This is a genomic window from Flavobacterium phycosphaerae, assembly GCF_010119235.1.
In the GTDB taxonomy this organism is placed as follows: Bacteria; Bacteroidota; Bacteroidia; order Flavobacteriales; family Flavobacteriaceae; genus Flavobacterium; species Flavobacterium phycosphaerae.
Window position 1 is genome coordinate 3,128,309 of the sequence record NZ_JAAATZ010000001.1, and the last position, 14,171, is coordinate 3,142,479.

Sequence of the window (14,171 nt, forward strand, 5' to 3'; positions counted from 1 at the left end):
GCATTCCTAATGCTATGTAATCTACAATTTATGAAATGGTTTTGGCTTATATTACTATTTCAAACGCTGAGTTTCGGACAACCAAAAACTACCGATAAAATCGATAGCACGGCCTATTATATACAATTGGCCAACTTCAATAAAAAAACCAACAATTATAAGTTTTCATTAGCTTTTGCTCAAAAAGCCTACAACTACGCCAAAAGTCAGGATAACGTTAAAGGAAAAGCGGCGGCGCTGTTTTCATTGGGTTCAACCTATTCAGAGCTAAAGAAAATGAACGATGCCATCGAAACGTTTTCTAAAAGTGCAGCTTTCTACAGCCAACTTCCTCCTTCAGCCGATTATGCGTTGTGCTACTACAACATTGGCCTTTGCTATATGAATTTGGAAGAATTTGGCAAAGCCGAGTACAACTTTGATAAAGCACAATCTATTTATTATTTGCTAAAAATTGACAGCTCAGGATTTTTGAATTTGCAAAAAGGTATTTTATATAAAAACAATGGCAAAACCGAACAGGCCTCAAAATTGTTCAACGAAATAGTATCCAGCAATGATTCTAAAGATTTTTTCAAAACAAAAGCCGAAGCTTTGTACCAGCTGGGTACCATTGAAGAAAATTTGAATCACAACAACTTGGCCGCTAACTACCTCAACCGAGCCTTAACCCTCAATGCCAAAGACAAAAACCTTGATCAAAAAGTGAGAATCCTGCTCGACTTAAGCACGGTATATGAAAAACTGCTCGATATCAAAAAATCGCATGCTTTCTTAAAAGCACACCTCCAACTGAAAGACAGTTTATCGCAGTTGAACAATAAAAAATTAGACTCCAATGACTATGTAGATTTTAAGGAAAGTGAGCGTTTGAAAGCCATTGAGATCATGACCCGCGAGAATGAAGCCCAACAAAAAACAAACAAATTTGCCAAGCTAATCAGTGTTTTGGCCATTGCCTTGATTTCGATTTTATCGCTTTTAAGTTTGTCATTGTATAAAAACAACATCATTCGAAACCAATCGAATATACTGCTGAAAGAGAAAAATTTTGAATTACAGATTGCCAAAGAAAAAGCCGAAAAAGCGTCTAAAGCCAGAGCTGAATTTTTATCAACGGTTAGTCACGAATTGCGAACGCCGTTAAACGCCATCAACGGAATCACCCATTTGTTACTGGAAGACAAACCCAAGAAAAACCAATTGCATTATCTGAATTCGTTAAAGTTTTCAGGCAATTACCTGCTGACTTTTATTAATGAAATTCTCGAAATTAACCGTATCGAATCCAATAACATTGAAATTGAATATATCGATTTTAACATCAAACAACTGTTGGTCGACATTCAGCATTCAATGAGCGAAATAGCCTCTAAGAACAACAACGAATTTACATTGAATATTGATGAAAACGTACCGGATGTGCTCTTGGGCGATCCTACCAAACTATCTCAAATTTTTATCAACCTAATTAATAACGCATTAAAATTCACCAAAAACGGAAGCGTTACCGTCATGGCCCGACTGATTGAAAACGGAGACGATTTTTCAAGAATCAATTTTGCCGTAAGCGACACCGGCATTGGTATTCCGGAAGAAAAACAGGAAACCATATTTGACAGCTTTTCGCAAGGTTCAATTGAAATCAATCGAAAATACGGTGGTACCGGTTTGGGCTTAACCATTGTGAAAAAATTGGTTGATTTGTTGGGTGGCGAAATTTCACTGAAAAGTGAAGTTGGCGTAGGAACCACTTTTGAATTTGAATTAAACCTGCTTCATGGTGAACAGCAAATCACGATAGAAAAACCTAAATTCTATTCGGATGATGTACTGTTAGACAAATATATTTTGGTGGTAGAAGACAATAAAATCAACCAAATGGTGACCAAAAAAATGCTGGAAAACAAAGGCATCAAATGCAAAATCATTGACAACGGCGAAGAAGCTATCGAGTTGCTTCGTGCTGAAAATAAATTTGATTTGGTGTTGATGGACGTTCATTTGCCGGGCATCAACGGAACCATTGCCACGCAACACATCCGCGAATTTGACTCCAAAAAACCAATCATAGCACTAACCGCTATTTCATTAAATGAAAATAGGGAAATGCTGTTATCCTTTGGCATGACTGATGTTATTACCAAACCTTTTGAACCGGAAAATTTTTATCGGGTGATTGCCCAAAATTTAGCTTAGTACTGCACAATTAATTCTTTGATTAATTGTCTTAGGTGCGGCTCGGCTGCTTGAGCAGCTTTCAATACCTCTTCATGCGTAATGGATTCTAAATGTTCCTCGCTGCCAATATCTGTAATAACCGAAATACCAAACGTTTCTAACTCCATATGACGCGCTACGATTACTTCGGGAACGGTAGACATTCCGACGCAATCAGCCCCGATGGTTTTCACCATTTTGTATTCGTGCAAGGTTTCAAAAGTAGGTCCTTGCAATCCCATATAAACACCATCATGTACTTCAATAGCTGAAGCTGTCGCTATAGCTTTAACCTTAGCAATCATGTTAAGACTATAAGGCTCGCTCATATTTACAAATCTTGGACCGAAACGAGAATCATTTTTACCTCTGAGCGGATGCTCTGGCATCATGTTAATATGGTCTTTTATCAAAACAATTGAACCTACTTTATAAGCCGGATTTACACCACCTGAAGCATTAGATACAATTAATTTAGTCACTCCAATATATTTCATCACACGCACCGGGAAAGTAACCTCCTGCATAGAATACCCTTCATAATAATGAAATCTTCCTTGCATGGCTACTACTTTTTTATCACCAATGGTTCCAAAAACCAACGCTCCTTTGTGCCCTTCTACCGTAGAAACCGGAAAATTAGGAATCTCGTTATAAGGCAATGTAAATTCAATTTTTATATCATCGGTAAAACTCCCTAAACCGGAGCCTAAAATAACACCGTATTCCGGCGTAAAGTTGGTTTTGTTTTTTATGTAATTAACAGTTTCCTGAACAAGTTCCCACATAGTTTAAAATAATTTGATCAAAAGTCTCTGAGTTGTTGACAAACTTGCTTTTGATAGGTAAATAATATAATTGCTCTTTTAAAATTTCAGTCTTCAAACGTACAAAATCCTTTTCGGTTGTAATAACAATTTTATCGTTCGCTTTATTTTTTATGTTCAATATTTCGCTTTCGCTAAAATCATGATGGTCGGAAAAAACCATAATATCATCATTATCAGATTGCAAATATTCAAAAAAAGGTTTAGGCTTTGCAATTCCCGCGACCAAAACTTTAGCTTGTGATTTTACAGCTGACACTTCCAAACTCGATGTAGTATTATAAGCTTTATCATCATAATCTATACAACTAAAAAATATCGGCACATTTAAACCAAGCTGCTTTTCAATTTTTTCCTGTGCAAGTTGAGAAATAGTAGGCGGACATTTAGTGACAATTATCATATTCGCTCTTTTGGCACCACTGCGGCTTTCCCGAAGATTTCCTGTAGGCAACATCCAGTCATCGCAAAACAAGTCGCCATAGGATGTCAGTAAAATATAAAATCCGGCTTTAACTTTGCGGTGTTGGTAAGCATCATCCAGCAAAATAACTTCCGGTCGGTCTTTCTGATTTAGTAATTGTGTAATCCCATTGCGTCGGTCAGCATCTACAGCCACCTGAATTTGAGGAAACTTTTGATAATACTGAAACGGTTCATCGCCTAATAGTTCCGCATTGCTGGTACTATCAGCCAAAATAAAGCCCTCGGATTTTCTTTTGTAGCCTCTGCTTAACGTTGCTACTTTATATTTGGGCGACAACAACCGAATTAAATACTCTATCTGCGGAGTTTTTCCGGTACCACCTACACTAAGGTTTCCAACAGCAATCACCGGTATATCGAAAGAATAGGATTTCAGTATCCCTTTATCATAAAGATAATTTCTCAGAGAAGTCACCAAGCCATAAAGAATGGCAAAAGGAAAAAGTAATTTTCGCAACAAAATCATAGCACGAAAGTAACGATTTTTTATCTTTGAATGAAAATTATTCAATTTACACTGCCCAAATGAAATTCCGTTTAGTAAAAATCCTTTTGGTCTTATTGCTGATTGCTCCCGCAGCTTTTTCACAGGAAGCCGATAATGTGGCTATTTTGAAAATCATTTTTACCAAATACTACAAAAACGAAAAAGTCATTGCCAAAGGAAGATTACAACTGCTCAGTTTTTATTGCAAAAAAGCACCGAACAACGAGGAGGTTTTAGAAGTCATTTCAAAAAGTGATGTCCTGAAAAAAAATGCCGACGAAATCAAAAAGCAAATCGATATCACTGTCAATGAGGATTGGGACAAAGAATATACTGCACTGTTTAACAATCAGAACCAGTATTTGAAAAGCAAAGTCAACGCCTGTCTGTCGTTTGAAGAATACAAAACCGTTTCCGACCGTCATGGGGAAAACAACCAACGCCTGATGATTGTCAGCAAACCGATTTATTTTGCCAAGAACAATTTAACTTTGGTAAAAGTGGCTTTTTACAGAAACATTGAACATAACAGCGGTAGCTTTTTATTGCTCGAAAAAGTAAACGGTCTTTGGACTATTAAAGAATATTTAAACGAATGGGCGACTTAAGTAGAACGCCGTTGGCAGAACGCAGATAAAAAATATGAAAATAAAAGAAATTCTCTCCGCCTTAGAAGAAATGACCCCTCTGGCTTATGCCGAAGACTTTGACAATGTAGGTTTGCTAGTAGGCGACAGCAATGCCGAAGCTACCGGAGTTTTGGTTTGTCACGATGCTTTAGAAAGTGTAATTGATGAAGCTATAGTGAAGAACTGCAATATGGTGGTATGCTTCCATCCTATTCTTTTTTCGGGTTTGAAAAAAATCAACGGAAAGAATTATGTTGAGCGCGCCGTAATCAAAGCCATCAAAAACGACATTGCCATTTATGCTGTGCATACCGCATTAGACAATCATAAAAAGGGAGTCAACAAAATATTTTGCGACGCGTTGGGTTTGACCAATACCAAAATTTTAGTACCCAAAAAGAACTTCATTCAAAAACTCATAACCTATACCATTCCGGAAAACGTAGAAAAATTGCGCAATGCGTTGTTCGAAGCCGGCGCCGGAAAGATTGGCAATTATGAAGATTGCAGTTTCAACTCAAAAGGCGTCGGAACCTATATGGGCAACGAAGACAGCAATCCGGAAATTGGCGAACGCTTTGAATTTGTTGAAAATGAGGAAATCAAAATCGAGGTGACTTTTGAAAAACATTTGCAGTCCAAAATTCTAAAAGCTCTTTTCAAACATCATGTTTATGAAGAAGTGGCTTACGAAATTTATGATTTGCAAAATGCTCACCAAAACATAGGATTAGGCATGATGGGTGAACTCGAAAAACCCATGAGTGAAACCGACTTCCTTTCGCTGGTCAAAACCAAAATGCAATGCGGAGGCATTCGTCACAGTGCTTTACTTGGAAAACCTATCCAAAAAGTTGCCGTGCTGGGCGGTTCGGGCAGTTTCGCCATCAGCCAGGCCAAACAAGCCGGAGCCGATATTTTTTTAACCGCCGATTTAAAGTACCATAACTTTTACGAAGCTGAAAATCAGTTGGTTTTAGCCGACATCGGGCACTTTGAAAGTGAAAGATTTACAAAAAATTATATTGTTGATTTTCTTAAGAAAAAAATCCTTAATTTTGCCATCATTTTTTCGGAAGAAAATACAAATCCCGTTAAGTACTTATAAAATATGGCGACTACAAAAGAACTAAGTGTTGAAGACAAATTGAGAGCTATCTACGACTTGCAAATCATAGATACAAGAATTGATGAAATCAGAAACGTTAGAGGAGAATTACCTTTAGAAGTGGAAGATTTAGAAGATGAAGTTACCGGTTTAAGCACTCGTTTAGATAAATTAAAAAGCGACTTGGTTGCGATTGAAGAACAAATCAAAACCAAAAAGAATGCTATCGAAGAGCATCAAGCCGCAATAAAAAAATACACCGAACAACAAAAAAATGTTCGCAACAACAGAGAATTCAACTCGTTGACTAAAGAAGTAGAATTTCAGGAATTGGAAATCCAATTGGCTGAAAAACAAATCAAAGAATTGAAAGCTTCTATCGAGCACAAAAAAGAAGTGATATCAAGCTCTAAAGAAAGATTAGACCAAAAAACTTCGCATTTAAAACACAAAAAATCGGAACTAAACGATATCATGGCCGAAACCCAAAAAGAAGAAAACTTCTTAATGGAAAAATCTGCCGAATATGAAGCACAAATCGAAGAGCGTTTGTTAGCGGCTTACAAAAGAATCCGTTCTAGCGTTCGCAACGGTTTAGCCGTAGTTTCAATAGAGCGTGGTGCGTCTGCCGGTTCGTTCTTTACCATTCCGCCACAAACACAGGTGGAAATTGCAGCCCGCAAAAAAATCATCACCGATGAGCACTCAGGAAGAATCTTAGTAGATGCTTCTCTAGCAGAAGAAGAAAGAGAAAAAATGCAACAATTATTTGCTCACCTATAATAATTAATCCCGATTCATTCGGGATTTTTTTATGAAAAGAATACAACTGTTTATCATTACCAAATCCATAGGCCTTTACCTCAATTGCCTGAGTTTTATCAATGCAGAGAAGGCCAAAACGATTGCTTACCAATTTTTCAGCGAACCCCGAAAAGGCAGGCTCAAAAAAGATAAACTTCCCAAAACATTACAATACAGCACCAAGGAAACATTTACCTATAATAACGAAAACTTTCAAACCTATATCTGGGAAGGCAACGACGACATCATTCTCTTAGTGCATGGCTGGGAAAGCAATGCCTCCCGTTGGAAAAAAATATTGCCTTACCTCAAAAAACTGCCCAATACCATCATCGCCATTGATGCGCCTGCTCACGGTTTAACTGACGGAAAAGAATTCAATACGCCCAAGTACGCCGAGTTTATTCACGTTTTAACCCAAAAATACAACCCAAAAACGCTCATTGGTCATTCCATCGGTGGTGCCGCGATTACGTATTACCTGCACAAATACCGAAATGACCATGTCGAAAAAATTGTCTTGCTCGGCGCTCCGTCCAGCTTCAAAAGAATAAGCGATAATTTTATTGAAATGCTGAGCCTGAATGCCAAAATCCAAACCCTACTCGAAAATTACTATTTCGAAAGATTCAACATCCACGTCAATGATTTTGCCGGCCATTTATTCGCCTCCAACTTCCATCAAAAAGCCATCATTGCCCACGATTTGCAAGACAATATAATCTTGGTGGAGGAAGGCAGGAAGTACGCCCAAAACTGGAAAAATGCCACTTATATCGAAACCAACGGACTCGGGCACAGCATGCACAACGGCGACTTATATCAAAAAATAGCCGATTTTATTGCAGAAGCGTAAACCATTTTTTGCTAAAGCAAAAATACCTGACAGCCACTGGCTGTCCTCCTTTTAATTTCAAATCATCGGGGCTAGACAGGAATGGTCTTGATTTCTTGTATTCTAAAAAGCTGAAAATCAATACTAATCAATCCTTGCTTTTCTAATCCCTAATCTTTTTAGCTTTTCTGCAAAAAAAAGTGGTAGTAGAAAACAAATATTTCCTATTTTTAACAAAATCATTAGCATTTAGTATTATTAACCATCCCTAACTATGAAGATTCTAAAAATACAAGCATTACGCGGACCGAATATTTGGAGTGTACAACGCAAAAAACTAATCCAAATGCGTTTGGACTTAGAAGAAATGGAACAATCACCCACTAATAAAATTGAAGGTTTCCGCGAACGTATAGAAGCCATGTTTCCCACCATGATTGAACACCGTTGCTCTGAAGGAACCAGAGGTGGCTTCTTCTCCCGAATTGAACGCGGTACTTGGATGGGACATGTCATTGAACATATTGCTCTAGAAATTCAAACCCTGGCCGGCATGGAGACCGGTTTCGGAAGAACTCGGGAAACCAAAACTCCGGGAGTCTACAATGTAGTCTTTAGCTATACCGAAGAAAACGTTGGTATGTTTGCCGCCGAAAGCGCCGTAGCCATAGCCGAAGCCCTAATCGCCGGAACCTCTTATGATGTGGAAGCCGACATACAAAAAATGCGTGAAATCAGAGAGCGTGTGCGTCTTGGTCCTTCAACCGGCAGTATCGTTGACGAAGCCGTGGCTCGTGATATTCCCTGGATTCGTTTAGGCACTAATTCCTTAGTACAATTGGGCTACGGAATCAACCAAATGCGCTTTCAAGCCACCATTACCTGCAAAACCAGTAATATAGCGGTTGACATTGCTTGTAATAAAGAAGAAACCAAACGCATGCTCGACTTAGCCTCTATACCGGTAGCTAGTGGTAGCATTTGTGTGGACGAAGAAGATTTAGAAAACACCATCAAAAAAATTGGGTATCCTATCGTTTTAAAACCCTTAGACGGGAATCACGGCAAAGGCGCTTCTATCAATGTAGTAACATGGGAAGATGCTGTTTCCGGATTGGCTTATGCTCAAAAATATAGCCGACGAGTGATTGTAGAAAAATTCATTACCGGCTTTGACTTCAGAGTACTGATCATTGATAACAAATTGGTAGCCGCTGCCAAAAGAGTGCCGGCTCACGTAGTTGGAAACGGTACCGATACCATCCAAAAATTAATTGAAGAAACCAACAAAGACCCACGACGCGGTTACGGACACGAAAACGTACTTACCGAAATTGATGTCGACCGAGATACATTAGATTTATTGGAAAAACTCAATTACACCGTTGATACCATTCCGAAAAATGGCGAAATCGTGTATTTGAAGTCAACAGCCAACCTCAGCACCGGCGGAACATCGGTAGATGTAACCGACATGATGCACCCGGAAAATATTTTCCTTTGCGAACGCATATCGCGTGTGATTGGGTTAGACATTTGCGGGGTAGATATCATGGCCGAAAACTTAACACAACCCTTAAAAGAAAACGGGGGTTGTATCTTGGAAGTTAATGCAGCACCCGGTTTCCGTATGCACTTAGCGCCTTCCGAAGGTTTGCCAAGAAACGTAGCAGCTCCGGTAATCGACATGTTGTACCCTCCGGGAAAACCAAGTCGTATCCCAATTATAGCTGTTACCGGTACAAATGGTAAAACTACCACTACCCGATTGTTGGCACATATTGTAAAAAACAACGGCTATAAAGTTGGGTTCACCACTTCAGACGGGATTTATGTGCAAAACCACATGATGGAAAAAGGAGATACTACCGGACCCGTTTCTGCCGAATATATTTTGAAAGATCCTACTGTAGAATTTGCGGTATTAGAAACAGCCCGTGGCGGTATCCTTCGCTCCGGTTTGGGCTTCAGTCGCTGTGATATTGCTATTATCACCAATATACAGGAAGACCATTTGGGCTTGAGCGATATTCACACTTTAGATGATTTGGCTCGTGTAAAAGCAACCGTAGTTCGCTCAGTTAAAAAAGACGGCTGGGCCATTTTAAATGCCGAAGACGACCAATGTTTGAAAATTGCTAATGAACTTAGCTGCAACGTTGCTTACTTCAGTATGGATGAAAACAATGCGACCATTCAGCAATTTGCCAAAGAAGGTAAAATTGTAGCGGTTTATGAAAACGGTTATATTACCATCAAAAAGGCGAATGGAAAATCCGTGTGGAACGTGCTACTCATGTGCCATTAACGCTAGGTGGTAAAGCCAAATTCATGATTGCCAATGTACTGGCCGCTACTTTAGCTGCATATTTACAAGGATTTAAAACCGAAGACATCAGTTTATCATTGCAAACGTTCATTCCGAGTGCAGCACAAACACCGGGTCGTATGAATATTTTTGAATTCAAAAAATTCAAAGTAATGATTGACTTTGCCCATAATCCATCAGGATATAAAGGGGTAGAAGAGTTTTTAGCTTCAGTGGAAGCGACCAAGAAAATCGGAATCATTGCCGGTGTTGGGGATCGTCGTGACGAAGACATCAAAGAATGTGCTACCATTGCGGCCCGCATGTTTGACCACATCATTATCCGTCAGGAGAAATACTTACGCGGTCGAACCGAAGAAGAAATCATCGGCTTAATAATGGAAGGTATAGCGGCATCAGGCAAAACGATTACCCACGAAATCATTTCAAAAGAAACCGAAGCTATTAAACATGCCATCAACAGTGCACAAGAAGGAACCTTCATTACTGCATTAAGCGATGTTGTAACCAATGCCATTGAAATTGTTCAAGAATATTTGGATAAAGAAAATGAAGATGGAAATGTATAAGGATTTGCAATCACCGACTGCAAAAACCTCAACATAGCAAACTAAAGACACCATGAAGCTTAAAACTAGAATCTTTAATAAAATAAAAGGGCAACTCAACAAGTTGCCCTATATAAAGCCATTGTATCAACAGTCGCAACAATGTCTTTTTCCGAATGGTCATTTTTACTCTCCCGTTTTTAATATTGCCGAGATTAAAAAAAGAGAAGATCAAATATGGAAAAACCTGAATGTAGAAGGTGTTGCGGGGATCAATCTAAGAACGGAAGACCAAAAACAATTGGCCAAAGCTTTTAGTGAATACTATGAAGAAATGCCTTTTCGAGCCTTGAAAGAAGGAAGTATTCGGTACCAATTTGAAAACACCTCTTATTCCTATACGGATGGTATCGTGTTGTATTCGATGCTGCGTCATTACAAGCCTAAACAAGTTATTGAAATTGGCTCAGGACATACTTCATCATTGATGCTCGATACCAACGAGTTGTTTTTGGATAACCAAGTCAAGCTGACGTTCATCGATCCTTATCCTGACAGACTATATTCCTTAATTACTGAAGCGGATAAAAACAGCGTGACCATTTACCCAACCGATGTGCAGATTATCGCTTTGGATGTTTTTGAAAAACTGGAAGCTGGTGACATCCTTTTTGTAGACAGCACCCACGTTACCAAAACCGGTAGTGATGTAAATTATATTTTATTTGAAATTTTACCCAAACTCAAAAGCGGTGTAATCATTCATTTTCATGATATTTTTTATCCGTTTGAATATCCTAAAGACTGGATTTATCGTGGCTATAATTGGAATGAAGATTATATCTTAAGAGCTTTTCTGATGTATAATGACCAGTATGAAATTAAGTTTTTCAATCACTATATGCATTTACTGCACAAAGAAGTATATGAAAAAATGCCTATGAGTTATCAAAATATAGGCGGTAGTTTATGGATTCAGAAAAAATAGTTTAGCGTACCTTAAATTTCTCTCGGTATTCCAAAGGTTTCATCCCCACCACTTTTTGAAATACTTTTCGAAATGATTTCGGATCAGTATAGCCCGATTTATCTATGATTTCAGAAACCGAAAGCTGCGATTGTTCTAAATGGCGTTTAGCAGTTTCTATTCGGATGTTTTGCAAATATTCAATAGGTGGAATACCGGTCGCCAGCTTGAATCGTCTAACCAAATTCCGGCGGCTTGCAGGGACATCTCCCAAGACTTCTTCGAGGTTTTCTATCTGATGAAATCGTTTTTCAATTTTTTCTTGTATCGAAGAAACCAAAGCGTCATTGTGGGTATAATTTGGGCGGAACGTACCAAAATAACTCTGCTGATATCTATCCATATCAATGGCAAAAAGCTTGGCCACCTGAATGGCGATTTCATGTCCACAATATTTTTGAACCAATAAAATAATCAAATGAAATAATGAGGTCGAACCACCACTGGTGAAAGTTCTGTCGTCTGCAGTTACCGTTTCATTGGGTTTTAATTTTACTTCCGGAAAAGCACGAGCAAAAGCAGCACAGGAATCAATATGTGTTGTAGCACTCTTCCCGTTCAATAGGCCCGAAGCTCCAAACAAAAAAGCGCCCGAACAAAAACTGGCTACCTCGGCCCCACTCCTGTATTGTTGTTGCAACCACGGAATATAAGCCAGATTCTTTCCTATAGTAGCTGGGATATCATTTGTGGTAAAGGCCGGTAGTAAAATCACATCCAAAACCCCTGTTTCCTCTGCTATCGACTGAATAGTATAGCCGTGAAAAGTAACTTCTCCGTTTTCCAATTGGGTTGGCAACTGATACATCGCAATAGCAAAAGGCGCTGTCTGTCCTTTTTCAAGGACCAATTTGTTTGCCGTTTCCAATACTTCTAAAAGAGCGGCTACACTCAAAAGTTTGTAATCTTCTGTCAATACTAATCCGACTCGCTTCATCCTAAATTGTTTTTATCAAAAATACTGATTTTGTCCTAAATGACCCTAAGTTTAACTTTTTTGGTTATCCTTCGGGCAAATTTCTGATTTACTTTTGTTATACTAATCTATTAAAACGAAGTATTTATGAAAAAAGACAAAATCATTTTTTGGGTGGCTACCCTTATTATCTTTCTTTTTGAAGGAGTAATGCCGGCGTTCACCTCGCAAACAGAAATGGCCAAAGAAGGCCTCCGTCACTTAGGGTATCCCGAGTATTTCGGCAATGCTTTGGTGGTCTTTAAAATTTTGGGCGTATTGGTTTTAGTTATTCCCAAAGCTCCGAAAAACGTAAAAGAATGGGCTTATGCCGGCTTTGGTTTCGATTTTATTTTTGCCAGCATCAGCTATATTTGTGTGGAAGGATTTAATTTCCTTGCGGTATTTCCGTTATTCTTCTTAGGGATTTTAGCCGTGTCTTATATCTATTATCATAAGATAAGTAAAACTGTGAACGCTTAATTTTTATGGTCGAAGTATTTAAAACTAACGTACAAAAAACCAAACAAGCAACAGCTTTAATCGTAATTTTGTCTAATCGATTTGCTAATACGACCATTCTTTTTGATTTAGAAGATTGTGATAAAATACTTCGCGTAGAAAGCCATAGTATTAATTCGGCTGCCATTATTGAAGTCGTTCAAGCGCAGGGCTATCACTGTGAAATTTTAAACTAAATGAAAACAACTTTTAAAAGTATCGATAAGTATATTGCCATGCAACCCGAGGAAGTGCAGGTCATATTGGAAGCCATCCGACAAACCATAAGAAAGGCTGCCCCTCAAGCGGAAGAAGCCATCAGTTACCAAATGCCGGCTTTCAAATGCCACGGCCCTTTGGTTTATTTTGCCGCCTACAAAAACCATATTGGCTTTTATCCAACCGGTACAGGTATCAAAGCTTTTCAAAAGGAAATAGAGGTTTACAAAAATTCTAAAGGAGCGGTTCAGTTTCCTTTAGACCAGCCAATTCCGCATAAGTTAATTACCCAAATGGTACGATTTAAACTAAACGAAAATTTAAACAAATTAAACAAATGATAACCATACAAAACACCGTAAAAGCTCCCATTGAAAAGGTATGGGCATTTTGGACACAACCCGAACACATCACCCAATGGAATAATGCTTCCGAGGATTGGCATACGCCCAAAGCCAGTAATGATCTTACAGTGGGTGGAAAATTCTGTGCTACGATGGCTTCCCGAGATGGTGCTATGAGCTTTGATTTTGAAGGCACTTACACCGCCATTAAAGAATTAGCATTAATTGAATATGTGATAGCTGACGGACGAAAAGTAAGCATAACATTTGAAGTTACCCCGGAAGGCGTAGACATTACCGAAAGTTTTGACCCTGAAAAAGTAAATCCCGAGGAAATGCAACGTCAAGGTTGGCAAAACATCTTAGATAATTTTAAGAAATACACAGAACAACACTAAAAATACAAATTATGACCAAGCAAATATGGCTTAATCTTCCGGTGAAAGAGGCCTCGAAATCAAAAGAATTTTATACTGCTTTAGGTTTTAAATTTTTAGAAGAAAGAACCACACCTGATTCCGCCTGCATGTTGGTGGGTGAAAACAATTTTGTCATCATGTTGTTTTCGGAAACGATGTTCCAAAGTTTTATTCAACACAACATTACAGACACCGAAAAATCCGCTGAATTTTTAATTTCTATTGATGCTGAAAATCGGGATGAACTAGACGCATTGGCTCAAAAAGCAAAAGCGGCCGGTGGAATTGTTTATGCCGCTCCGGGTGAAAACCAAGGTTGGATGTACGGCTGTGGCTTTTGTGATTTAGACGGGCACCGTTGGAATGTATTGCATATGGACTTCAGTAAAATGCCCAAACAGTAAAAAAAATAGTAAACTTTAAAAACAATAAA

The 14,171-nt window shown here is 38.6% G+C and carries 14 protein-coding genes and 1 pseudogene; 12 read left to right on the top strand and 3 right to left on the bottom strand.

What is annotated here, in order from left to right; all coding sequences use genetic code 11:
• The first annotated feature begins 30 nt into the window (after positions 1-30).
• Positions 31-2,199 carry a tetratricopeptide repeat-containing hybrid sensor histidine kinase/response regulator gene (locus tag GUU89_RS13940; protein WP_162128479.1) on the top strand — a complete coding sequence of 723 codons (2,169 nt, stop codon included), beginning with the start codon at positions 31-33 and terminating at the stop codon, positions 2,197-2,199.
• On the opposite strand, the gene GUU89_RS13945 is transcribed toward GUU89_RS13940, so the two are convergent.
• Together GUU89_RS13945 and lpxK are read right to left on the bottom strand one after the other, a co-directional pair.
• Positions 2,196-3,008 (bottom strand): purine-nucleoside phosphorylase, encoded by an 813-nt coding sequence (locus tag GUU89_RS13945; protein ID WP_162128480.1) that lies wholly within the window; start codon positions 3,006-3,008, stop codon positions 2,196-2,198. The genes GUU89_RS13940 and GUU89_RS13945 overlap by 4 nt on opposite strands.
• The gene (gene lpxK / locus GUU89_RS13950) at positions 2,980-3,999 is read right to left on the bottom strand and encodes a tetraacyldisaccharide 4'-kinase (RefSeq protein ID WP_162128481.1); all 1,020 of its coding nucleotides are present in this window, start codon (positions 3,997-3,999) and stop codon (positions 2,980-2,982) included. Before lpxK ends, GUU89_RS13945 begins: the two co-directional genes overlap by 29 nt.
• 59 nt (positions 4,000-4,058) lie before the next feature.
• Here lpxK and GUU89_RS13955 point away from each other — a divergent pair, with 59 nt between their 5' ends.
• The 6 genes and pseudogenes from GUU89_RS13955 (at position 4,059) to GUU89_RS13980 (ending at position 11,261) form a co-directional block, all read left to right on the top strand.
• Positions 4,059-4,628, top strand: a complete 570-nt coding sequence (locus GUU89_RS13955; protein WP_162128482.1) for a hypothetical protein — start codon at positions 4,059-4,061, stop codon at positions 4,626-4,628.
• Between the two features lie 34 nt (positions 4,629-4,662).
• Entirely contained in the window at positions 4,663-5,757 is a 1,095-nt protein-coding gene (locus GUU89_RS13960) for a Nif3-like dinuclear metal center hexameric protein (protein WP_162128483.1), read from the top strand.
• Positions 5,758-5,760: 3 nt separating this feature from the next.
• A complete protein-coding gene (locus tag GUU89_RS13965) occupies positions 5,761-6,540 on the top strand; it encodes a zinc ribbon domain-containing protein (RefSeq protein ID WP_162128484.1) in 780 nt (259 codons plus the stop codon).
• A gap of 31 nt (positions 6,541-6,571) precedes the next feature.
• Positions 6,572-7,417: an alpha/beta fold hydrolase gene (locus GUU89_RS13970; protein WP_162128485.1), complete on the top strand. Its 846-nt coding sequence runs from the start codon at positions 6,572-6,574 to the stop codon at positions 7,415-7,417.
• 253 nt (positions 7,418-7,670) lie between these two features.
• A pseudogene (gene cphA, locus GUU89_RS13975) lies at positions 7,671-10,294 on the top strand (cyanophycin synthetase).
• A gap of 52 nt (positions 10,295-10,346) precedes the next feature.
• On the top strand, positions 10,347-11,261 hold the full coding sequence (locus tag GUU89_RS13980; RefSeq protein ID WP_162128486.1) for a class I SAM-dependent methyltransferase: 915 nt from the start codon (positions 10,347-10,349) through the stop codon (positions 11,259-11,261).
• A gap of 1 nt (position 11,262) precedes the next feature.
• Here the strand turns inward: GUU89_RS13980 and GUU89_RS13985 are convergent, their stop codons facing one another.
• Positions 11,263-12,237 (bottom strand): GlxA family transcriptional regulator, encoded by a 975-nt coding sequence (locus GUU89_RS13985; protein WP_162128487.1) that lies wholly within the window; start codon positions 12,235-12,237, stop codon positions 11,263-11,265.
• Between the two features lie 126 nt (positions 12,238-12,363).
• On the opposite strand from GUU89_RS13985, the gene GUU89_RS13990 reads away from it, so the two are divergent.
• From GUU89_RS13990 to GUU89_RS14010, 5 genes are read left to right on the top strand one after another with little or no spacing between them, the layout of a single operon-like run.
• The gene (locus GUU89_RS13990) at positions 12,364-12,738 is read left to right on the top strand and encodes a DoxX family protein (protein WP_162128488.1); all 375 of its coding nucleotides are present in this window, start codon (positions 12,364-12,366) and stop codon (positions 12,736-12,738) included.
• A 5-nt stretch (positions 12,739-12,743) separates the two neighbouring features.
• On the top strand, positions 12,744-12,953 hold the full coding sequence (locus tag GUU89_RS13995; protein ID WP_162128489.1) for a hypothetical protein: 210 nt from the start codon (positions 12,744-12,746) through the stop codon (positions 12,951-12,953).
• On the top strand, positions 12,954-13,316 hold the full coding sequence (locus GUU89_RS14000; RefSeq protein WP_162128490.1) for an iron chaperone: 363 nt from the start codon (positions 12,954-12,956) through the stop codon (positions 13,314-13,316).
• Positions 13,313-13,717 (top strand): SRPBCC family protein, encoded by a 405-nt coding sequence (locus tag GUU89_RS14005; RefSeq protein ID WP_162128491.1) that lies wholly within the window; start codon positions 13,313-13,315, stop codon positions 13,715-13,717. The genes GUU89_RS14000 and GUU89_RS14005 overlap by 4 nt, the downstream gene beginning before the upstream one ends.
• Positions 13,718-13,728: 11 nt before the next feature.
• On the top strand, positions 13,729-14,142 hold the full coding sequence (locus GUU89_RS14010) for a VOC family protein (protein WP_162128492.1): 414 nt from the start codon (positions 13,729-13,731) through the stop codon (positions 14,140-14,142).
• The last annotated feature ends 29 nt before the right edge of the window (positions 14,143-14,171 follow it).

Bases quoted from the DNA above. Each gene is read 5' to 3' on its own strand.
- GUU89_RS13940 (WP_162128479.1), top strand. From the start codon at position 31: ATGAAATGGTTTTGGCTTATATTACTATTTCAAACGCTGAGTTTCGGA.
- GUU89_RS14005 (WP_162128491.1), top strand. From the start codon at position 13,313: ATGATAACCATACAAAACACCGTAAAAGCTCCCATTGAAAAGGTATGG.
- GUU89_RS13970 (WP_162128485.1), top strand. From the start codon at position 6,572: ATGAAAAGAATACAACTGTTTATCATTACCAAATCCATAGGCCTTTAC.
- GUU89_RS13995 (WP_162128489.1), top strand. From the start codon at position 12,744: ATGGTCGAAGTATTTAAAACTAACGTACAAAAAACCAAACAAGCAACA.
- lpxK (WP_162128481.1), bottom strand. From the start codon at position 3,999: ATGATTTTGTTGCGAAAATTACTTTTTCCTTTTGCCATTCTTTATGGC.
- GUU89_RS13985 (WP_162128487.1), bottom strand. From the start codon at position 12,237: ATGAAGCGAGTCGGATTAGTATTGACAGAAGATTACAAACTTTTGAGT.
- GUU89_RS13945 (WP_162128480.1), bottom strand. From the start codon at position 3,008: ATGTGGGAACTTGTTCAGGAAACTGTTAATTACATAAAAAACAAAACC.
- GUU89_RS14010 (WP_162128492.1), top strand. From the start codon at position 13,729: ATGACCAAGCAAATATGGCTTAATCTTCCGGTGAAAGAGGCCTCGAAA.
- GUU89_RS13955 (WP_162128482.1), top strand. From the start codon at position 4,059: ATGAAATTCCGTTTAGTAAAAATCCTTTTGGTCTTATTGCTGATTGCT.
- GUU89_RS13980 (WP_162128486.1), top strand. From the start codon at position 10,347: ATGAAGCTTAAAACTAGAATCTTTAATAAAATAAAAGGGCAACTCAAC.
- GUU89_RS13990 (WP_162128488.1), top strand. From the start codon at position 12,364: ATGAAAAAAGACAAAATCATTTTTTGGGTGGCTACCCTTATTATCTTT.
- GUU89_RS13960 (WP_162128483.1), top strand. From the start codon at position 4,663: ATGAAAATAAAAGAAATTCTCTCCGCCTTAGAAGAAATGACCCCTCTG.
- GUU89_RS13965 (WP_162128484.1), top strand. From the start codon at position 5,761: ATGGCGACTACAAAAGAACTAAGTGTTGAAGACAAATTGAGAGCTATC.
- GUU89_RS14000 (WP_162128490.1), top strand. From the start codon at position 12,954: ATGAAAACAACTTTTAAAAGTATCGATAAGTATATTGCCATGCAACCC.